Annotated in this window: 3 protein-coding genes; all 3 read right to left on the minus strand. The window is 74.5% G+C overall.

All coding sequences use genetic code 11. The features are described from left to right. Nucleotides 1-28 precede the first annotated feature (28 nt). Genes EJG53_RS03405 through EJG53_RS03415 form a run of 3 tightly spaced genes read right to left on the minus strand, consistent with a single transcriptional unit; the run spans nt 29 to nt 22,946 of the window. Nucleotides 29-4,480, minus strand: coding sequence for a non-ribosomal peptide synthetase (locus tag EJG53_RS03405; RefSeq protein WP_125043524.1), 4,452 nt, complete (start codon nt 4,478-4,480; stop codon nt 29-31). Beyond that, nucleotides 4,465-12,030 (minus strand): non-ribosomal peptide synthetase, encoded by a 7,566-nt coding sequence (locus EJG53_RS03410; protein ID WP_125043525.1) that lies wholly within the window; start codon nt 12,028-12,030, stop codon nt 4,465-4,467. The genes EJG53_RS03405 and EJG53_RS03410 overlap by 16 nt, the downstream gene beginning before the upstream one ends. Next, nucleotides 12,018-22,946 (minus strand): non-ribosomal peptide synthetase, encoded by a 10,929-nt coding sequence (locus EJG53_RS03415; protein ID WP_125043526.1) that lies wholly within the window; start codon nt 22,944-22,946, stop codon nt 12,018-12,020. Before EJG53_RS03415 ends, EJG53_RS03410 begins: the two co-directional genes overlap by 13 nt. Between the last annotated feature and the right edge of the window lie 48 nt (nt 22,947-22,994).

Raw genomic sequence — 22,994 nt, forward strand, 5'->3', positions numbered from 1 at the left:
CCCGTCGCCGAGGCCGTTGTCGCGAGGGTCATGTGCGGTCGCCCGCCTTCCGACGGCGGGCGCCGTCCGCCGGTGCGGCGTCAGGGAAGTCCGTCAGTGCCGGAGCGTCCGACAGCTCCGGCAGCTCCGTCCGGAGCCGGCCGATCCTGGCCGCGGGTTCCGCCGCGACCTGCCGCAGTACGGCGGTCAACTGGGCCGCGAACGCCTCGGCGGTCCGGCGCTCGTACAGGTCGGCGCTGTACCAGACGACGCCTTCCACGCCGGCCGGGCCGCTCCCGGGAGTCCGCACCTCCCGCAGGGTGACGGCCAGTTCGCTGCGGGCCGCACCCCGGTTGCGGTGGGCGGGGTGCAACGGCCGAGCCGTCAGTCCCGGCAGGTCCCAGGGCGGGTCGGGCAGGTTCTCCATGCCGGTGATCATCTGGAACGGGCGCCGCCCCAGGCGTTCCTCGACGAGCTGGGACGGCAGGTCCTGGTGGGCGTAGGCGGCGAGGTCGGCCGCGCGGACCCGGCGCACGAGTTCGGCGAACGTCGGGTCGCCGCCCGCGTCCGCGCGGAGCACCAGGTGGTCGGCGAACAGGCCCACGACGTCGCTCGTCGCGTGGTCGGCCCGGCCCGCGGAGACGGTGCCCATCGGTACGTTCACCGCGCCCCGCCGCGCCCACAGGGCGGCGATGGCCGCCCGCAGCACCATGAACAGGGTCGCCCGTTCGCGCCGGGCGGTCTCCAGCAGGGCCCGGTGCGCGGCCTCGTCGATCGCGAAGGGGACGCTGCCGCCCAGGCCGGTGGGTTCGGCCGGCGGTGTCCGGTCCGGGCGGAGCAGGGGCGCTTCCGGCAGGTCGGCGAGTACGCCGGTCCAGTACGCGAGGCGCTGTCCGAACGGGCTGTCCGGCTCGTCCAGCCGTGCCGCCTGCTCGTTCAGGTGTACGGCGAAGTCGGCGTGCTGGACGGGCAGCGGCGCCCACCGGGGCGCGCCGCCGGCCGCCCGCGCGGTGTACGCGGTGGACAGGTCGCGGGCGATCAGCCCGGTCGACCAGCCGTCCGCGGCGATGTGGTGCACCACGATCTGGAGCACGTGGTCGTCGGGCGCGAGGGCGAAGAGGTCCGCCCTGCCCGGTGGTCCGGCGGCCAGGTCGAAGGGCCGGGCGCGGGCCGCGTCCAGCGCCCCGGGCAGGTCGTCCTCGGTAACGGGGACGGCGGTCAGCGGTGTCCGGCCGGGTGCGGTGACCTGCTGCCCGCCGGTCTCCGGGTAGCGGGTGCGCAGGGCTTCGTGCCGGGCCGTCACGTCGTGCCAGGCCGCTTCTAGCGCGTCGGTGCGCAGCGGACCGCCGAGGCGGACCGTCAGCGGGATGTTGTACCGGCTCTCGGCGGAGAGCATGGACCGCTGGCCGGGGGTCAGCGGTATGACGTCGGGGCGCGGCCCGGCGGCGAGTCCGTGCCGGTCGCCGGTGTCCGCCAGCCGGGCGGCCAGGGCGGCCGGGGACGGTGCCTCGAAGAGCATCCGCACTTCGAGGTCCTTGCCGAGGACGGCCTGGACGCGGCCGGCCAGGCGGGTCGCCAGCAGCGAGTCGCCGCCGAGGTCGAAGAACCCGTCTTCGGCGCCGGCCCGTGGCACGCCCAGGACTTCGGCGAACAGGGCGCACAGGATTTCTTCGACGGGCGAGCCGGGACCGCGTCCGCTGTAGCCGGACGGGTGGTCGGGGGCGGGCAGGGCGGCCCGGTCGACCTTGCCGTTGACGGTCAGCGGCAGCGCGTCCAGGACGACCGTCGCCGACGGCACCATGTAGTCCGGCAGCCGCTCGGCCACGAAGTCCCGCGTCCCGGAGGCGTCCCCGACGACGTACGCGATCAGCCGCTTGTCCCCGGGCCGGTCCTCGCGCACGATCACCGCCGCCTGCCGCACCCCCGGGCACTGCCCGAGGGCCGCTTCGACCTCGGCCGGCTCGATCCGGAAGCCCCGCACCTTCACCTGGTCGTCGGCCCGGCCGAGGAAGATCAGGTTCCCGTCGTGGTCCCAGCGCACCAGGTCACCGGTCCGGTACATCCGCCCGCCGCCGTACGGGCAGGCCACGAACCGCTCGGCGGTCGGCACCGCCCGGCCGAGGTATCCCCGCGCGACGCCCTCCCCGGCGATGTACAGCTCCCCGGTGACCTCGGGCGGCACCGGCCGCAGCGCCGCGTCCAGCACGTACACCCGTACCGCGGCGCGCGGCCCGCCGATCGGCAGGACGGCCGGGGCGGGCGCGCCGGGCCCGACGGCGAAGGCCGTGGCGCACAGGGTGGTCTCGGTCGGCCCGTACAGATGGCTGACGGTGACGTCGGGGCAGGCGTCCCGGACACCGGCGACGGCTTCGGCCGGTACCGCGTCGCCGCCCGTCAGGACGTGCCGGAGACCGGTGAAGCACTCGGGGGTCTCCTGCGCGAGGACGCGGAACAGCCCGGCCGTGAGGTGCACGGCCGTCAGCCCGTGGTCGGCGACCAGTCGGGCCAGGGTCTTCGCGGTGAGGTCGGCCCGGGGCGCGATCACCACCCGGCCGCCGTTGAGGAGCGGCACCCACAGTTCGAGGGTGGCGGCGTCGAAGGTGTGCGGGGCGTGGAAGAGGACGCGGCCCGCGGCGATGCCGTCCCAGCAGGTGTCCTGGGCGAGGGCGGCGACGTTGCCGTGGGTGGTGACGACGCCCTTGGGCGTCCCGGTGGATCCGGAGGTGTACATCACGTACAGGCCGGAGTCCGGTGTCACCCGGGCCGCGAGCGGAGCGTCGGAGTGGTGGCGCAGCGCTTCCTCGACGTCGGACTCCGTCAGGACGACGGCGGACGCGGCGTCGTCGAACAGTGTGCGTACCCGCCGGGCCGGCTGTGCGGTGTCCACCGGCACGGCCACCGCCCCCGCCTTGGCGACGCCCAGCAGGGCCACGACCAGCTCGGGCGAGCGGGCGAGCGTGACGACCACCCGGTCCCCCGGCCGGGCGCCCGACGCGTGCAGGTGCCGGGCGACCTGGTTGGCCCGGGCGTCCAGACGCCCGTACGTCAGGGCCGTCTCCCCGGACACCACCGCGATGTCGTCCCGGTGCTGCCCTACGGTCCGTTCGAAGAGGCCGGTGACGGTCGTCGGCGCGGGCCCCGGCAGACCGGTGTTCACGCCGTGCAGCAGCCGGTCCCGTTCGCCGTCGACGAGGATGTCGAGGTCACCGGCGCGGATGTCCGGGTCGGCGACCAACTGGTGCAGGATGCGGAGGCACCGGGCGGCGAGGAGCCGTGCGTTCCGGGCGCTGATCAGCTCCGGGCGGTGGGTCAGGAGGAACAGCAGCTCGGGCCCCGGGAAGGCGGCCAGGCTGACCGGGTAGTGGCTGACGTTGTGCCCGCGTACGGGGGTGAGCTTCAGCGGAGGCCCGTTCTTCTCCTCCTCCGGTGCGCCGCGCGGGTAACTCTCGTAGACCAGCAGGCTGTCGAACTCGGCGCCGGGGCCGCCGGCCTTCTGGATCTCGCTGAGCCCCAGGTACTGGTGGGACATCAGCGCGCCCTGCCGGGTCTGCACCTCGGTGAGCAGGTCGGACACCGGCCGGGAGGCCGTCAGCGGGACGCGTACCGGAACGGTGTTGATGAAGAGCCCGAGCATGGACTCGACGCCGCGCAGCTCGGCGGGCCGGGCGGCCACGGTCGCGCCGAACACCACGTCGTCCCGGCCCAGCAGGCGGCCGAGGAGCAGCGCCCAGGCTCCCTGGACGAAGGTGTTGGGGGTCAGGCCGTGGCGGCGGGCGAGTTCGGTGAGCGCCGCGGTGGTTGGCCGGTCCAGCTTCGTGTGGACCTGGCCGTGCCCGGCGGTGGACGGCTGGCGGCCGGTCGCCGGCGCCAGCAGCGTCGGCTCGCGGAGCCCGGCGAGGTCGGCCCGCCAGGCAGCGCGGGCCGAGTCCTTGTCCTGGGCGTTCAGCCAGCCGAGGTAGTCGCGGTAGGGCGTCACGGGCCGCAGGCCGGAGGGGTCGCCGCCCGCCTCGTAGAGGGTCCACAGTTCGTGCTGGAGGGTCGGCAGCGACCAGCCGTCCATCAGGATGTGGTGATTGGTGAGGACGAGGCGGTGTGCGGCCGGGCCGAGCCGGAGCAGGACGAGCCGGAGCAGCGGCGGTACGGCCAGGTCGAAGCGCCGGGCGCGTTCCTCGTCCGCGATGCGTTCCGCCTCGGCGCGGGCGTCCTCGGGCGGCCTGCCGGTCAGGTCGACGTTCCGCCAGGGCACCTGCACGCGGGCCGGGATGACCTGGACGGGGTGTTCGAGGCCCGGCGGCTGGCGGAAACAGGCGCGCAGGGTGGCGTGCCGGGCGACCAGGGCCTGCCAGGACGCCCGCAACGCGGCCGTGTCGAGGTCGCCTTCGATGTCCAGGACGTCCTGGACGACGTAGGTGTCCTCGGCCTGCCCGTCGTACAGGGAGTGGAACAGCAGCCCCTCCTGCAGCGGTGTCAGCGGCCACACGTCTTCTATGCGGCGGTCCACGGCATTCCTCCCTCACCGGGTAGGTCGTTGAAGTCGTCCTCCAGTGCCTCGAGCTGGCCCAGCGTCAGGTCGACCAGCGGCAGGTCGGAGGGGGTCAGGCCGCCCGCGTCCGGGGCCTCGGAGAGCGCGGCCAGACCGGCCAGCAGAGCGGTCCAGCGGTCGGCCAGCCGGACGGCGCCGTCCTCGGTGTGGGCCCCCTCCAGCCACGACACCAGCAGCACCAGTTCGGGGCCGGTGTCGCCGTCGCGGACCAGGCCGCCGAACTCCAGCGCGTGCAGGGCGGGCAGCTCCGGGTCCGCGTCGGCGCCCATGGAGCGGGGACCGGCCGGCTGCCAGTCGTCCGCCTCCGGGCCCGCGACGGAGAACCGGCCGAGGTAGTTGAACCCGGCCACCGGCGCCGGCAGCCCGTCCCCGTAGGGCTGGGCGGCCTGTTCCTTGATCCGTTTGAGCAGCCGGCCGGCGGCCGGGCCGCCCGCGCAGACCTCGTCGAAGTCGGCGGCGCCCGCGTCCAGCCGCACCGGCCGCAGGGTGGTGAACCAGCCCACCGTGCGGGACAGGTCCAGGTCGCCGTCGCGGCCGTGCCCCTCGATGTCCAGGTGGACCGGGCCCGGCCGGTCCTCGGTGAGGGCCGCGGTGAGCGCGGCGAGGAGGACGTCGCCGGTCGTGGCGTGGAAGGCCGCGGGGACGGTGGTCAGCACCGCGGACGCCGTGCGCGCGGGCACGGTGAACGTCCGCTGCCGCATCTGCCCCTCGGTGCCCCGCACCCGGCCGGCGGCCCGCGGCGGGCCGGCCGCCGCCTGCCGGGCGTAGGTGCGGAACGAGGCGGCGACCGGGGCCAGGTTCCCGTCGGGGTCCGTCCAGGCCGCGGCGAGATCGGGCAGCAGGATGCGCCAGGACACCGCGTCGAAGACCAGGTGGTGGACGACGACCGCGAGCCGGCCCGGCCGGCCGCTCCCCCGGTCGAACCAGACGGCCCGCAGGGTGGTGCCGGTCCGCGGGTCGAGGCGGCCGGACGCCGCCCGCGCCTCGGTGTCGATCAGCTCCTCCAGCGCCTGTTCCGTCAGCCCCTCGGCGTCCACGCGCCGGACCCGGTCCGGTACGGGTGCCGCGTCACCGACTTCCAGGTACGGCTCGGCGTCGTCCGGAACGACCAGGCGGGCCCGCAGCATCGCGTGGTGGTCCACCACCTTCTCGACAGCCCGCGTCAGCCGGTCCGGTCCGGCGTCGGCGGGAACGCGTACGACGGTCCACTGCGCGAACCTGGCGGCCAGTGTGGCCGGGCCGCCGCGTGCGGTCAGTTCGCGCATGACCGGGGTGAGGGGGACGGTTCCGTGGCCGTCGTCGTGCCGGCCGTCGTCCTCCGTGACGGGTTCGGCGACGCGGGCCAGGGCCTCGGGGGTCTTCTGCTGGAAGACGTCCGAGGCGCTGATGCGGTAGCCGGCCTTGGCGGCGCGGGCGACGAGCAGCAGGGAGACGATGCTGTCCCCGCCGAGGGCGAAGAAGCTCGCGTCCGCGGCGACCGGGAGGGCGTGCCCCTCGGGTTCCGCGTCCGGTGTCCCGAGGCCCAGGAGTTCCGCGAACAGCCGGCAGAAGAGCGTTTCGAGCGGGGTGCGGGGCGCGCGCCCGGCGGACGCCGCCGTGTAGTCGGGTGCGGGGAGTTCGGCCCGGTCCACCTTTCCGTTGACGGTCAGCGGCAGCGCGTCCAGGACGACCGTCGCCGACGGCACCATGTAGTCCGGCAGCCGCTCGGCCACGAACTCCCGTACGCGGCCGGCTTCTCCGACGACGTACGCGACCAGCCGCTTGTCCCCGGGCCGGTCCTCCCGTACGACGACGGCGGCCTGCTCCACCCCCGGGCACTGCCCGAGCACGGCCTCGACCTCCGCCAACTCGATACGGAAACCCCGCACCTTCACCTGGTCGTCGGCCCGGCCCAGGAAGACGAGATTCCCGTCCCGGTCCCAGCGCACCAGGTCACCGGTCCGGTACATCCGCCCGCCCCCGTACGGGCACGCCACGAACCGCTCCGCCGTCAGCGCCGCCCGGCCGAGGTAGCCCCGCGCGACGCCCTCCCCGGCGATGTACAGCTCACCCGATACCCCCACCGGAACCGGCCGCAGGAACCGGTCCAGGGCGAAGACCGCGAAGCCGTCGCGCGGGCGGCCGATCGGCAGGACGGACGGAACCTGGGCGCCGGGTGCGACGGTGTGGGTGGTGGCGCACAGGGTGGTCTCCGTCGGCCCGTACAGGTGGTGCACCTCGGCGTGCGGGCAGGCGTCGGCCACCCGGGCGACCGCTTCGGCGGGCACCACGTCGCCGCCGGTGAGCACGTGCCGCAGCCCCGCGAAGCACTCGGGGGTCTCCTGCGCCAGCGCCCGGAACAGCCCGGCCGTCACGTGCACCGCCGTCACCGCGTGCTCCGCGACGAGCCCGGCGAGCGTCCCGCCGTCCATGTCCACGGCGGGCGCGACCACGACACAGCCGCCGTTCAGCAGCGGCACCCACAGCTCGAAGACGGACGCGTCGAAGGCGTGCGGCGCGTGGAACAGCACCCGGCCCGTGCCGATGCCGCCCCAGCACGTGTCCCGCGCGAGGGCCGCCGCGCCCCCGTGGGTCACCAGCACGCCCTTGGGTGTCCCGGTCGAGCCGGAGGTGTACATCACATACAGGCCGGACCCCGGTGCCACCGACGCGGGAGCCGGGGACGCGGGGAAGCCGTCGAGCGCTTCCCGCGTCGCGGTCTCGGTCACCACGAGCGCGGGGGCGGAGTCCTCCAGCAGGTGCCGTACCCGCTCGGCCGGGTAGCCGGTGTCGACGGGGACGGCCACGGCTCCCGCCTTCGCGATGCCGAGGAGGACGGTCACCAGCTCGGCGGTGCGCGGCAGCAGCACCGCCACCCGGTCCCCCGGGCCGACGCCCTGCGCGTGCAGGTGGTGCGCGTACTGGTTGGCGCGCGCGTCCAGTTCCCGGTAGGTCAGGGTCAGCGCGCCGGACACGACGGCCGGTGCGTCCGGGCGGCGGGCCGCGACCTCCGCGAACACGGCGGGCACCGTGCGGTCCGCTGCGCCGGTGCCCGGCTGCCCGATGTTCACCCCCGCGACGAGCCGCTCCCGCTCCCCGGCCAGCAGGATGTCCAGGTCCCCCACCCGGGCCCGGGCATCGGCCGCGAGCCGGCCGAACACCTCCACCAGCCGGGTGGCCAGGGCCTGAGCGGTGGCCGGGTCGAACAGATCGGTGGCGAACTCCAGCAGGCCGTCGAGACCGCCGCCGTCGGGACGCTCCCGCAGCACCACCGACAGGTCGAACTTCGAGGAGGCCAGCCCCACCGGGACGGCCTCCGCGCCGAGCCCGGGAGCCGCGAACGCCGTGTCCGGGGCGTTCTGGAGGGCGAAGGCGACCTGGAAGAGCGGGTGCCTGGCCAGCGAGCGGACCGGGTTCAGGACGTCTACCAGGTGCTCGAAGGGCAGGTCCTGGTGGGCGTAGGCCGCGAGGTCGGTCTCCCGTACGCGGCCGATCAGTTCGGTGAAGGAGGGGTTGCCGCTGAGGTCCGTCCGCAGCACCAGCGTGTTCAGGAAGTTGCCCACGAGACCGTCGAGGGACTCGTCGGTACGTCCGGCGACGGGTGTGCCGAGCGGTACGTCCTCGGCGCCGCCGAGCCGGGACAGCAGGACGGCGACGGCGGCCTGCGCGACCATGAACAGCGTCGCGTCGCACTGCTTGGCGATCTCCAGGAACCGCCGGTGCACGGCGGCGTCCACGGTGAACGGGAGCATCGCGCCCCGGTGACTGGCCGTGGCCGGGCGGGGCCGGTCGAAGGGCAGCTCCAGTTGTTCGGGGAGGTCGGCGAGGGCGCGGGTCCAGAAGTCGAGTTGCTTGCCGAAGAGGCCGTCCTCGGTGTCCCGGTCGAGCAGTTCGCGTTGCCAGAGGGTGAAGTCGGCGTACTGGACGGGCAGCGGCGACCAGCCGGGCGCGCGGCCCTCGGACCGTGCCGCGTACGCCGTCGACAGGTCCCGCATCAGGACGCCCATGGACCAGCCGTCGGCGGCGATGTGGTGCACCACGACCAGCAGGACGTGCTCGGCGGGCGCCACCTCGAACAGCGTGACCCGCCACGGCAGGCCCGTGTCCAGCCGGAACCCGCGGGCGGCCTCCGCGGCCAGCGCCGTGTCCACCGTCTCCTCGGTGACGGCGGTCACGGGTATGTGTGCCGGTACGGCCGCCAGGACTTCCTGGCGGGCGCTGCCGCCGTCCTCGGGGTAGCGGGTGCGCAGCGTCTCGTGCCGGGCCACGACATCGGCCCAGGCCGCTTCCAGCGCCGCGACGTCCAGCTCTCCCGTCAGCCGGACGGCGAGCGGAATGTTGTTGGTGGCGCTCGGTCCTTCGAGGCTGTGCAGGAACCACATCCGCTGCTGACCGAACGACAGCGGCAGCGGGTCGGGGCGTTCGGCCGGGACCAGCGCCGGGCGTACGGCCTCGAACTCGTCCAGCCGCGCGGCGAGCCCCGCGACGGTGGGCGCCTCGAACAGCGCCCGTACGGAAATCTCCGCACCGAGCGCGCCCTTGACCCGGCTCGCCAGCCGCGTCGCCAGCAGCGAGTCCCCGCCGAGATCGAAGAACCCGTCGTCGATGCCGACCCGGGCCACGTCCAGTCCCAAAATCTCGGCGAACAGCCGGCACAGGATCTGCTCCTGCGGCGTGCGGGGCGCGCGGTCCGAGGCGGCTGCCGCTGCCGCGTAGTCGGGGGCCGGGAGCGCGGCCCGGTCGACCTTGCCGTTGACGGTGAGCGGCAGCGCGTCCAGGACGACCGTCGCCGACGGCACCATGTAGTCCGGCAGCCGCTCGGCCGCGAACTCCCGTACGCGGCCGGCTTCTCCGACGACGTACGCGACCAGGCGCTTGTCGCCCGGCTGGTCCTCCCGCGCCAGCACCGCGACCTGCGCCACACCCGGGCACTGCCCGAGGACGGTCTCGATCTCGGCCGGTTCGACCCGGAAGCCACGGATCTTCACCTGGTCGTCGGCCCGGCCCAGGAAGAGGAGATGGCCGTCCCGGTCCCAGCGCACCAGGTCACCGGTCCGGTACATCCGTCCCCCGCCGTACGGGCACGCCACGAATCGCTCCGCCGTCAGCGCCGCACGGCCGAGATACCCCCGCGCAACCCCGCCACCGGCCACATACAGCTCCCCGGCGACACCCACCGGAACAGGCCGCAGGAAACTGTCCAGAACGAACACCTGTACGCCGTCCCGAGGTCTGCCGACGGGAAGGGCGGAGGGCACCTTCGCGCCGGGGCCGACGGTGAGGGCGGTCGCGCACAGGGTGGTCTCCGTGGGGCCGTAGAGGTGCCGTAACGTCACTTCGGGGCAGGCGTCCAGGACGCTCGCCACGGCTTCGGCGGGTACCACGTCACCGCCGGTCAGGACGTGCCGGAGACCGGCGAAGCACTCGGGCGTCTCCTGGGCCAGCACCCGGAACAGCCCAGCCGTCATGTGAACGGCCGTCAGCTCGTACTCACCGACCAGACGGGCCAGCGTGCCGCCGTCCAGGTCGACCTCCGGTGCCACCACCACACACCCGCCGTTCAGCAACGGCACCCACAGCTCGAACGTCGAAGCGTCGAAGGCGTACGGAGCGTGGAAGAGGACACGGCCGGTCGTGCCGATGTCGCCCCAGCAGGAGTCCAGCGCCAGCCCCGCCACACTCCCGTGCGTCGCGACCACGCCCTTGGGCGTCCCTGTCGATCCGGACGTGTACATCACGTACAGCGCCGACTCCGGCTCCGGCGCCACCTCCACCGGCGGCGGAGCGGCCGCGAAGGCCCCGCGAGCGGCCTCACGCACCTCCGCGTCGCCCACCACCAGCACCGGAGCCGCATCCGCCAGCAGCCACCGCACCCGCTCCGCCGGATACGAGAGATCCACCGGCACGAACACGGCCCCCGCCTTCGCTACACCCAGCAGGACCACGATCAGCTCCGCCGACCGGGAAAGCGCCACACCCACCCGGTCACCAGGGGCCACCCCCCTGGCGAGCAGGTACCGGGCGAATCGATTCGCCCGGGTGTCCAGCTCCTCGTAGGTCAGGGTCTCCGCCGCGGACACCACCGCCGTTTCCCGCGCGTACCGCCGGGCGGTCCGCTCGAAGAGGGCGGGGACGGTCGTCGGCGCGGGCCCCGGGGCGCCGGTGTTCACGCCGTGCAGCAGCCGGTCCCGTTCGCCGTCGACAAGGACATCGAGGTCGGCGATCCGGGTGGCCGGGCCGGCGGCCAGTTGGCCGAGGACGCGCACCAGGCGGCTTGCGAGGAGCTGGGCGTCGGCCCGGGTGAACAGGTCGGGGCGGTAGGTCAGCCGGAAGCGTTCGGACATCGCGGTGAACGTCAGCGGGTAGTGCGCGGCGTCCCGGCCGCCGACGCTCGCCAGGTCGAGGTCCCCGGACACCGCCCGTGCGGTGGTCCCGGTCAGGTCGAGGAGGTCGACGGGGTAGTTCTGGAAGACGGTCAGGGTGTCGAACAGGGTGCGGGTCCCGGCGACGCCCTGGACCTCGGCCAGGCTCAGGTGTTCGTGCGGCAGCAGTTCCGCCTGCGCCTCCTGGAGGCAGGTGAGCAACTGGGCGACGGTGTCGGTGGCCGACCAGCGGGCCCGGACCGGCAGGGTGTTGATGAACAGGCCGACGGTGGTGTCGATGCCCGGGATCTCCGGCGGGCGCCCGGCCGTGGTCCCGCCGAAGACCACGTCGTCGCGCCCGGTCAGCGTGCCGAGCAGCACGGCCCACGCGCCGCGCATCACGGTGCTCATGGTCACCCCGGTGCGGCGGGCCAGCGCCGCGAGGTCCGTCACCAGCGGGCCGGGCAGTTCGATCCGTACCTCGTCGGGGTCGACCGGCGCGCGGTGGCCCGTCTCCGGCGCGACGAGGGTGGGCCGCGCCCCGCGCAGCGCCTGCCGCCACGCCTCGGCGGCGGCCGCGCCGTCGCGGCGGGCCAGCCAGGCGAGGTAGCTGCGGTACGGGGTGACCGGCGGGAGGGCGTGTTCGTCGCCGCCGTTGCGGTACAGCTCGACCAGTTCGTCGGCGATGATCGAGGTCGACCAGCCGTCGCAGAGGATGTGGTGGACGGTCAGCACGACGCGGGTACGGGTGTCGCCGACGCGGATGGCGGTCAGGCGCAGCAGGGGCGGTGCCGCGAGGTCGAAGCGTCGGGTCCACTCGGCGCGTACCGCCTCGTCCAGGGCGTCCTCGCGCCGGTCGGCCGGGACGGGGCGCAGGTCCAGTTCCTGCCACGGGAGGTCCGCGCGCTGCGGGACGATCTGCACCGTGTCACCGGACTTCAGGGTGCGGAACCCGGCCCTGAGGGTCGGGTGCCGGCGTAACAGCGCGTGTCCCGCCGACCTGAGGGCGTCCGTGTCGAGAGGGCCGTCCAGGTCCAGGACCACCTGGCCCCGGTAGATGTCCGTGGCCTCGGCGTCGTACAGGGCGTGGAACAACATGCCCTTCTGCATCGGCGCGAGCGGCCATATGTCGGCCAGTCCGGGCTTGCTCACGGCTACTTTCCCCATTCCGTTTCGAGCTGGTCGATGTCGTCCTGCGTCAGGGCGACGAGGTCGAGGTCCGACGGGGTACGCCCGCCCGCGTCCGTCTGCGCGGCGCACGCCACCAGGTCCTCGGCGGCCCGGAACCACGCGTGGGCGAGGCGCCGCACGGCGGCCTCGGAGACCTGCGCGGGGTCCCAGGCCCAGTGCGCGGTCAGCCGGGGTCCGTCGTCGGTGTCCACGGTGCGGGCGTCGAGGTCGACCGGGTGGGTGCGTACGCCTTCGGGCGGGTGGGCGTCGCCGGTGGCGGTCCACGCGGTGGCGGCCGTCCGGCGCTCGTCCGCGGCGGGGACGCGGCCGAGGTAGTTGAACAGGAGGGGCGGGGTGGCGAGTCCGGCCAGGGCCGGGGCCGTCCGCGCGTTCAGGTGGCGCAGCAGTCCGTGGCCGATGCCGTGCGCGGGCAGTTCCCTGAGCTGCTCCTTGGCGCGTTTGAGTACGGTCCCCGGGTCGGGGGCGCCGGTGCGGGCGCCGGGTTCCGCGCCGCCCGGGTCGAGCCGGACCGGGTGGACGCTGGTGAACCAGCCGACCGTACGGGACAGGTCGGTGCCGGGCGCGAGGCCGCTCTCTCGGCCATGCCGTTCGAGGTCCACCAGGACGGCGCCGGGGCGGCCGTGCCAGTCGGCGACCGCGAGCACGAGGGCGGCGAGGAGCACTTCGGTGACCTCGGCGTGGAAGGCCGCCGGGACGGTGGTGAGCAGGGCCGCCGACGTGTCGGGGGCCAGGGTCATGCGCAGCGTCCCGGGCCCGCCCGGCCCGGTGGGCGCGGCCGGCAGCAGCGGGGCGATGGGCGCGCCGACCCGCTGCCAGAGCGGGAGTTCGGCGGTACGGGCCGGGTCGTGGGCGGCCTGCCGCAGCAGTTCGGCCCAGCGGCGGAAGGACGTACGGACCGGTGGCAGGGCCGGGGTGGTGCCCGCCTGGACCGCCTCGCAGGCGAGCGCCAGGTCGTCGAGGAGGATGCGCCAGGACGCGCTGTCCACGCACAGGTGGTGGGCGGCGAGGAAGAGCCGGCCCGGCCGGTGCGCGCCCGCGTCGAACCGGACGGCTTGCAGGACGGCGCCGGAGCGCGGGTCGAGGCGGCCGGACGCGGCGGCGCACTGCTCACGGACGATCGCCGCCGTGATCTGCTCGGCCGGTCCGGGCACCCGTACGGTACGCAGCAGGTCCGCCGCCTGTACGGAGCCCGGCGGCCGGATGTGCAGGGTGCCGGTGTCGTCGGGACCGAGGCGGAGGCGCAGGGCGCCGTGGTGGTCCAGGACGGCTTGCAGGGCGGTGGTGAGGTCGGCGGCGGTCAGGCCGGTGGGGGTCCAGACCATGACGCTCTGGTGCAGCGGTCCGGCCAGGGCCTGCCGGTCGGCGAGCTGCCGCATGACCGGGGTGAGGGGTACGGGGCCGTCGCTGTCGTCGTGCCGGGTCTCCTCCTCCGTGACGGGCCGGGCGGCGAGGGCCAGGGCCTCCGGGGTCTTGTGCTGGAAGACGTCCGTCGCGCTGATCCGGTAGCCGGCCCGCGCGGCGCGGGCGACGAGTTGCAAGGAGATGATGCTGTCGCCGCCGAGTTCGAAGAAGTTGGCGTCCGCGCCGATGACGGAGGCCGGTGCCGGGGCCTGGGGGACGGCCGGGGGTGTGGGGGCCGCCGGGGGCCTCGGGGCATCGGAGTTCGGGCCGTTCGGACGGTCCGGGAGGTCCGGGCGCGGTACGAGCGGTTCCGGGACGTCCGGACGCGGCACGTCCGGACGCGGCACGTCCGGACGCGGCACGTCCGGGGGCCGGACATCCGGCACCACCAGCCCGAGAACCTCCGCGAACAGACCGCAGAAGAGCGTTTCGAGCGGGGTGCGCGGCGCGCGTCCCCCGGACGCCGCCGCGTAGTCGGGTGCGGGCAGCGCGGCCCGGTCGACCTTGCCGTTGTCCGTGACGGGCAGCGCGTCGAGGGTGACGACGGCGCCGGGGAGCATGTAGTCCGGCAGCCGCTCGGCCGCGAAGTCCCGTACGCCGTCCGCCTCCCCGACGACGTAGGCGACCAGACGCTTGTCGCCGGGCCGGTCCTCCCGTACGACGACGGCGGCCTGGTCCACGCCGGGGCACTGCCCGAGGACCGCTTCGATCTCGGCCGGTTCGATCCGGAAGCCGCGGATCTTCACCTGGTCGTCGGCCCGGCCCAGGAAGACGAGGTTGCCGTCCCGGTCCCAGCGCACCAGGTCGCCCGTCCGGTACATCCGTCCCCCGCCGTACGGGCACGCCACGAACCGTCCGGCGGTCAGCGCCGCACGGCCGAGGTACCCCCGGGCGACGCCCTCCCCGGCGACGTACAGCTCGCCTGCCACGTCCGTGGGCACCGGGCGCAGCAGCGGGTCCAGGACGAAGACGCGTACGCCGTCGCGCGGGCGGCCGATCGGCAGGACGGACGGTGCTTCCGTGCCGGGTGCGAGGGTGTGGGTGGTGGCGCACAGGGTGGTCTCGGTCGGGCCGTACAGGTGGTGGACGGCGACGCCGGGGCAGGCTTCGGTGACCCGGGCGACGGCTTCGGCGGGGACCACGTCGCCGCCGGTCAGGACGTGCTGAAGGCCCTTGAAGCAATCGGGAGTCTCCTGGGCCAGCACCCGGAACAACCCGGCGGTGACATGGACGGCCGTCAGCGCGTGCGCGTCGGCCAGCCGGGCCACCGTCTCCCCGTCCAGGTCCAGCGGCGGCGCGACGACCACGCACCCGCCGTTGAGCAGCGGCACCCACAACTCCAGGGTGGACGCGTCGAAGGTGTGCGGGGCGTGGAAGAGCGTCCGGCCGGTGCTGACGCCCTGCCAGCAGGGGTCGAGGGCGAGCGCCGTGACGTTCGCGTGCGTCGCGAGGACGCCTTTGGGCGTCCCGGTCGAGCCGGAGGTGTACATCACGTAGAGCCCGGAGTCCGGCGCGACCCGCGCGGGCGGCGGGACGGCCGGGAAGTACCGCAGCGCCTCGGCCACCTCGGAGCGCGTCATGACCAGTACGGGCTCGGCGTCCTCCAGCAGGAACCGCACCCGTTCGACCGGGTACGCCGTGTCGATGGGCACGGCCGCCGCGCCTGCCTTGGCGATGCCGAGCAGTACGGCGACCAGCTCCGCCGAGCGGTCGAACAGCACCGCGACCCGGTCGCCGGCGGTGACGCCCTTCGCGTGCAGGTACTGGGCGCAGCGGTCGGCCCGCGCGTCCAGTTCGCGGTAGGTCAGGGTGCCGTCCGCGGTCTCCACCGCCACCGCGTCGCCGTGCCGGGCGACGACCTGGGCGAAGCGCTGCGGCACGGTCGTGTCCCGGGTGTCCGCCCGGCGCGGTGCCACCGCCTCCGTGACGCGGGTCCGTTCGTCCGCACCGAGCACGTCCACCGCCCCGGCCCGTACGGCGGGGTCCGCGGTGACCTGGTCGAGCACCCGCAGCAGCCGGGCGACCAGCCGCTCCGCCGTGGCGGGGTCGAAGAGGTCGGTGGCGAACTCCAGGTAGCAGTCCAGGCCGGCGGCGGCACCGTCAGGGTCCCGGCGTTCCCACATCAGGACCGACAGGTCGAACTTCGAGGTGGACATTTCCACCGGCACCGGACGGGACTCCAGCCCCGGGGCGTCGAAGTGCGTCTCGGGTGCGTTCTGGAGGGCGAAGGCGACCTGGAAGAGCGGGTGCCTGGCCAGCGAGCGGACCGGGTTCAGCACTTCCACCAGGTGCTCGAACGGCAGATCCTGGTGGGCGTACGCGGCGAGGTCGGTCTCCCGTACGCGGCCGACCAGTTCGGTGAAGGAGGGGTCGCCGCTGACGTCCGTCCGCAGCACCAGCGTGTTCAGGAAGTTGCCGACCAGGTGGTCCACGGCCTCGTCGGTACGGCCCGCGACGGGCGTGCCGAGCGGAATGTCCTCCCCGGCGCCGAGCCGGGACAGCAGCACGGCGACGGCGGCCTGCGCGACCATGAACAGCGTCGCGTCGCACTCGCGCGCGATCTCCGCCAGGCGCCGGTGCGCCGTGGCGTCCACCGTGAAGGGCAGGAACGCTCCCCGGTGGGTCGCCACCGGCGGGCGGGGCCGGTCGAACGGCAGCTTCAGGTGCTCCGGCAGGTCCGCCAGGGTCTCGGACCAGAAGGCGGCCTGCCTGCCGAACAGGCCGTCCGGGGTGTCCTGGGTGAGCAGGTCGCGCTGCCAGACGGTGAAGTCGGCGTACTGGACGGGCAGTGGCGTCCAGCCGGGCGCGCGGTCCTCGGACCGTGCGGCGTAGGCGGTCGCCAGGTCGTCGGCCAGGACGCCCATGGACCAGCCGTCGGCGGCGATGTGGTGCACCACGATCAGCAGGACGTGCTCGGCGGGCGTCACCTCGAACAGCGTGACCCGCCACGGCAGTTCCCGCTCGATCCGGAAGCCCTGCGCGACACCGTCGGCCAGCGCCTGTTCCACGTCGTCCGCACCGATCCGGACGACGGCCAGATGTACGGGCGCCTCGGCGGCGTCCACGATGTCCTGGCGGGCGCTGTCACCGTGCTCGGGGTAGCGGGTACGCAGCGTCTCGTGCCGGGCCACGACATCGGCCCAGGCGGCTTCCAGCGCCGTGACGTCCAGCTCTCCCGTCAGCCGGACGGCGAGCGGAATGTTGTTGGTGGCGCTCGGCCCTTCGAGGCTGTGCAGGAACCACATCCGCTGCTGACCGAACGACAGCGGCAGCGGATCGGGCCGGTCCACCGGTACGAGCACGGGCCGTACGGCCTCGAACTCGTCCAGCCGCCCGGCCAGCCCTGCGACGGTGGGCACCTCGAACAATGCCCGCACCGGAATTTCCGCACCCAGCGCGCCCTTGACCCGGCTCGCCAGCCGCGTCGCCAGCAGCGAGTCCCCGCCAAGATCGAAGAAGCCGTCATCGATACCGACCCGGGCCACGTCCAGCCCCAGCACCTCCGCGAACAGCCGGCACAGGATCTGCTCCTGCGGCGTGCGGGGCGCGCGGGCGGACGACTCGGGCGCTGCGTAGTCGGGGGCGGGCAGCAGCGCCCGGTCGACCTTGCCGTTGACGGTGAGCGGCAGCGCGTCCAGGACGACCGTCGCCGACGGCACCATGTAGTCCGGCAGCCGCTCGGCCGCGAACTCCCGTACGCGGCCGGCTTCTCCGACGACGTACGCGACCAGGCGCTTGTCACCGGGCCGGTCCTCACGGACGACGACGGCGGCCTGGCCCACCCCCGGGCACTGCCCGAGAACGGCTTCCACCTCGGCCGGTTCGACACGGAAGCCGCGGATCTTCACCTGGTCGTCGGCCCGCCCGAGGAAGACGAGGTTGCCGTCCCGGTCCCAGCGCACCAGGTCGCCCGTCCGGTACATCCGTCCGCCCCCGTACGGACACGCCACAAACCGTTCGGCAGTCAGCGCCGCGCGTCCGAGGTACCCCCGGGCGACCCCGCCACCGGCCACATACAGCTCTCCCGCGACCCCTACCGGAACAGGCCGCAGGAAGCCGTCCAGAACGAACACCCGCTGGCCGTCCCGGGGCGCGCCGATCGGCAGTACCGACGGCACCTCCGCTCCCGGGTCGATGACGTACGCGGTGGCGCACAGGGTGGTCTCGGTCGGCCCGTACAGGTGGTGCAGCGTGGCGTCGGGGCACGCCTCGGCGACCCGGGCGAGGGCTTCGGCGGGCACCACATCGCCGCCGGTCAGCACGTGCCGGAGACCGGAGAAGCACTCGGGCGTCTCCTGCGCCAGCACCCGGAACAGCCCAGCCGTCACGTGGACGGCCGTCAGCTCGTACTCACCGACCAGACGGGCCAGGGTGACGCCGTCCAGATCCACCTCCGGTGCCACCACCACACACCCGCCGTTCAGCAACGGCACCCACACCTCAAGAGTCGAGGCGTCGAAGGCGTGCGGCGCGTGGAACAGGACCCGGCCCGAGCCGATGTCGCCCCAGCAGGAGTCCAGGGCCAGCCCCGCGACGCCCCCGTGCGTAGCCACGACGCCCTTCGGCTCACCCGTGGAACCGGACGTGTACATCACGTACAGCGCCGACTCCGGCGTCACCTCCACCGGCAACGAAGCAGCCGGGAATCCCCCGGCGGCGGCTTCGCGCAGCTCCTCCTCGCCCACCACCAGCACCGGAGCGGAGTCCGCCAGCAGGAACCGCACCCGCTCCGCCGGATAGGACGTGTCCACGGGTACGAAGACGGCCCCCGCCTTCGCGATGCCCAGGAAGGCGACGACGAGTTCCGCCGACCGGGGCAGCGTGACGGCCACCCGGTCGCCGGGGCCCACGCCCTTGGAGCGCAGGTACCAGGCGAACCGGTTGGCCCGCGCGTCCAGTTGGCCGTACGTCAGCGAGGTGGCGCCCGCCGTCACGGCGGTGTCGGCGCGCGACCGCAGTACGGTGGCGTCGAACTGGCCGAGGACCGTACGGCCGCCGGGGCCCGCCGCTCCGACGTTGACGCCGGTGACGAGCCGCCGCCGCTCCTCGGGAGCCAGCAGTTCGACCTCGCCGACCCGCAGCCCGGGGTCGGCGGCGACCTGGTCGAGCACCGCGAGCAGCCGGGTGACCAGGCTCTGCGCGCCGTCCGGGTCGAAGAGGTCGGTGGCGAACTCCAGGTAGCCGTCGATGCCGGTGCCGCCGGGGCGCTCCCCCAGGCCGAAGACCAGGTCGAACTCGACCGTGGCCGGGGCGACCGGGACCGGTGCCGCGGCGAGGCCGGGCAGGTCCCACGCGGGGTGCAGCTCGTCCTCCAGCACCAGCAGCACCTGGAACAGCGGGTGCCGGGCGGTCGAACGGGCGGGCTTCAGCGCCTCCACGACATGCTCGAACGGGAGGTCCTGGTGGGCGTACGCGGCGAGGTCGGCGTCCCGGGCGCGCGTCACCAGTTCGGTGAAGGACGGGTCGCCCCCGGCATCGGTCCGCAGCACCAGGGTGTTGAGGAAGAACCCGACGACGCCGTCCAGGGACTCGTCGGTGCGGTCCGTGACGGGGGTGCCGAGCGGGATGTCCTCGCCCGCGCCGAGCCGGGACAGCAGCAGGACGACCGCGGCCTGCGCGACGGTGAACAGGGTGGTGTCGCACGCGCGGGCGATGGCGCCGAGCCGCTGGTGCGTCCGGGCGCCGACGGTGAACGGCAGCGTGGCGCCGCGGTGGCTCGCCGTGGCCGGGCGCGGCCGGTCGGTGGGCAGTTCGAGCTGGTCCGGCAGGCCGGCCAGGGCTTCGGTCCAGTGGGCGAGCTGGGTGTCGAGCAGGCCGTTGCCGCTGTCGAGGAGCGCGTGCTGCCAGAGGGTGAAGTCGGCGTACTGGACGGGCAGGGGCGCCCAGTCGGGCGCGCGCCCCGTGCTCCGCGCCGTGTACGCCGTCGACAGGTCGCGGGCCAGGACGCCCATCGACCAGCCGTCGGCGGCGATGTGGTGCACGACCACCAGGAGCACGTGGGCGGCGTCGTCGGCCAGGTTGAACAGGGTCGCCCGCCGGGGCGGTGCCGTGTCGAGGGCGAACCGGCGGCCGATGTGCTCGGCCAGTACGGCGTCGAGTGATGCCTCGTCGGCGGGGACGACCGGCAGGTCCGGGGTGCCGGGGGTGCCGCCCGGCGCCGGCCGGTCACCGTCCAGCACCAGTTGGTGCGGTACGCCGTCCCGCTCGGGGAAGACCGTGCGCAGCGGCTCGTGGCGCGCGATCACGTCCGCCCAGGCGGCGCGCAGCGCGGGCAGGTCCAGGCTGCCGGTCAGCCGCACGGCCATGGCCATGTTGTAGGCGCCGGTGTCCTCCAGCCGGTTCGCGAACCACATGCGCTGCTGCCCGAACGACAGCGGCAGGATCTCCGGCCGCCGCGCCGCGACCACGCGCGGGCGGCCGGTGCCCAGGTCGTTCAGCAGCCCGGCCAGTCCCGCGACCGTGGGCGTCTCGAACAGCACGGTGAGGGGGATCTCGACGCCCAGGGCGGTACGGACCCTGCTGATCAGCCGCATGGCCAGCAGGGAGTCGCCGCCCAGGTCGAAGAACCGGTCGTCGATGCCGGCCCGGTCCAGGCCCAGGACTTCGGCGAAGAGCCGGCACAGGGTCTGTTCCTGCGGGGTGCGGGGCGGGCGGCCCGAGGGGGCGGCCGTGTGGCCGGGGGCGGGCAGCGCGGCCCGGTCGACCTTGCCGTTGGGCGTCAGCGGCAAGGCGTCGAGGGGGACGACGGTGCCGGGGAGCATGTGGTCGGGCAGGTGCTCGGCGGCGAAGTCCCGTAGGCCGTCCGCTGTTCCGACGACGTACGCGACCAGGCGTTTGTCGCCGGGCCGGTCCTCGCGGACGACGACCGCGGCCTGGTCCACGCCCGGTGCCCGGCCGAGGACGGCCTCGACCTCCGCCGGCTCGATCCGGAAGCCCCGGACCTTCACCTGGTCGTCGGCGCGGCGCAGGAAGACCAGACGGCCGTGGCGGTCCCAGCGGACGAGGTCGCCGGTACGGTACATCCGCCCGCCGCCGTACGGGCAGGCGACGAAACGTTCCGCGGTGCGCGCGGGGCGGTTCAGGTACCCGGGGGCCACGCCCCGCCCCGCGACGTACAGCTCACCGGCGACGCCGGGCGGCACCGGGCGCAGGGCCCGGTCCAGGACGAAGACCCGTACGCCGTCGCGCGGTCCGCCGATCGGGAGCACCGCCGGTGCCTCCGCGCCCGGGGGGACGGTGTACGTGGTGGCGCACAGGGTGATCTCCGTCGGCCCGTAGAGGTGGTGCAGCGTGGCGTCCGGGCAGGCTTCGGTGACGCGGGCGACGGCTTCGGCGGGGACCACGTCGCCGCCGGTCAGGACGTGCCGGAGGCCCTTGAAGCAGTCGGGGGTCTCCTGGGCCAGCACCCGGAACAGCCCGGCGGTGACGTGGACGGCCGTCAGCGCATGGGCGGCGGTCAGCCGGGCCACGGCGCTCCCGGTCAGCTCCGCCTCCGGTGCCACCACGACACACCCGCCGTTGAGCAGCGGCACCCACAGTTCGAACGTGGCGGCGTCGAAGGCGTGCGGGGCGTGGAAGAGGACGCGCCCGGTGCCGATGCCGTCCCAGCACGTGTCCAGGGCGAGCGCCGCGACATTGTCGTGGGTGGCCGTGACGCCCTTGGGCGTGCCCGTCGATCCGGAGGTGTACATCACGTACAGGCCCGACTCCGGCGGCACCCGAACCGGGAGCGGCGCGGCCGAGAAGTCCCGCAGGAAGGCTTCCCGCAGCGCCTCCTCGCCGCTCACGACCAGCGTGGGGGCGGAGTCCTCCAGCAGGTACCGCACTCGCTCGGCCGGGTAGGACGGGTCCACCGGTACGGCCAGCGCTCCGGCCTTGGCGATGCCCAGCAGGGCGACGACCAGTCCGGCGGAGCGGGGCAGCACGACACCGACGCGGTGGCCCGGCGCCACTCCCCCGGCGTGCAGGTACCGGGCGAACCGGTTCGCCCGTGCGTCGAGCTCCGCGTACGTGAGGGTGTCCGCGCCCGAGACGACCGCGGCCGCGTCCGGGAAGCGGGCGGCGATCTCCGCGAACCGTGCGGGGACGGTCGTGCCCGGCGCGGCCTCCCGGCCGGTGTTCACCTCGGTGAGCAGCCGGGTCTCCTCGCCGTCCAGCAGGACGCCGGTCTCGCTCACCCGCAGCGCCGGGTCCGCGGTGAGCCGGGCGAGGACCGCGGTGAGCCGGGCGGCCAGCAGGGCGGCCGTCTCCCGGTCGAAGAGTTCCGCGTTGTGCCAGAGCCCGCCGTCGATGCCGCCGGGCCGGCCGTCCGCGTCGTGGCGTTCGGTGAGGTTGAGGTAGAGGTCGAAGAGGCCGAACGTCAGGTCGTCGCGCGCCGCCTCGATGCCGACCCGCTCGGGTACGGCGGTCAGGCCGGGCAGGTCCCAGGCGGAGCCGGGCGAGTCCTCCATCACCAGCAGCACCTGGAACAGCGGGTGGCGGGCCAGCGAGCGGTCCGGGTTGAGCACGCCGACGAGGTGTTCGAAGGGCAGGTCCTGGTGGGCCTCGGCGGCGCGGCCGGTGGCGCGGACCCGCCGTACCAGGTCGGTGAAGGCGGGATCTCCGGAGAGGTCCGTGCGCAGGACCAGGGTGTTGGCCACGAACCCGACCAGGTCCCGGAGCGTCGGGTCGGTCCGTCCGTCGACCGGGGAGCCGATGGGGATGTCGTCCCCCGCGCCCAGGCGCGAGAGCAGGACGGCGAGCGCGGCCCGCACGACCGTGAGCGGGGTGGCGTCGCAGTCGTCCGCGATCTTCAGCAGGGCCCGGTGGGTGTCCGGCGGGATGCGGACCGGCACCGAACTCCCCTCGTGCCGGGGCTCGGCGGGACGCGGCCGGTCACAGGGCAGGTCCAGTTGGGCGGGCAGGCCCGCCAGGGCCTGGCGCCAGTAGGCGAGCTGCCGCCCGTACACGCTCTGCGGGTCCTGCTCGGCGCCGAGCAGTTCCTGCTGCCGCCGGGCGAAGTCGGTGTACGCGACGGGCGGCGGCGGCCACTCCGGCGTCCGGCCCCGCGACCGGGCGGCGTAGGCATGTGACAGGTCGCGGGCCAGCACCTCCAGGGACCGGCCGTCGACGGCGATGTGGTGCACCACCAGCAGCAGGACGTGCTCGCGCGGGGAGAGGGCGTACAGCGTCGCCCGGCACGGCGGCTCGGCCCGCAGGTCGAACTGCCGGCCCGCTTCGGCGGCGAGGACCGGCGCCAGTTCCTCCTCGGTGACGCCTCGGTTCCCGAGCCCGGCCGGCGGTTCGTCCCGTACCCGCTGCCAGGTCTCCCCGTCCGCCTCGGCGAAGACCGTACGCAGTGCCTCGTGGCGCCCGACGACATCGGCCCACGCCGCTTCCAGCGCCGCCGTGTGCAGCCTGCCGACGAGCCGGACGGCCATGGCCATCGTGTACGCGGTGCCCGCGTTCTCCAGCCTGTTGACGAACCACATCCGCTGCTGACCGAACGACAACGGAAATCCCGTCGGTTCCGTCAGGTCACCGCGGTTATTCCGGTTTCC

The sequence above is a fragment of the Streptomyces chrestomyceticus JCM 4735 genome (assembly GCF_003865135.1).
GTDB classification, from domain to species: domain Bacteria; phylum Actinomycetota; class Actinomycetes; order Streptomycetales; family Streptomycetaceae; genus Streptomyces; species Streptomyces chrestomyceticus.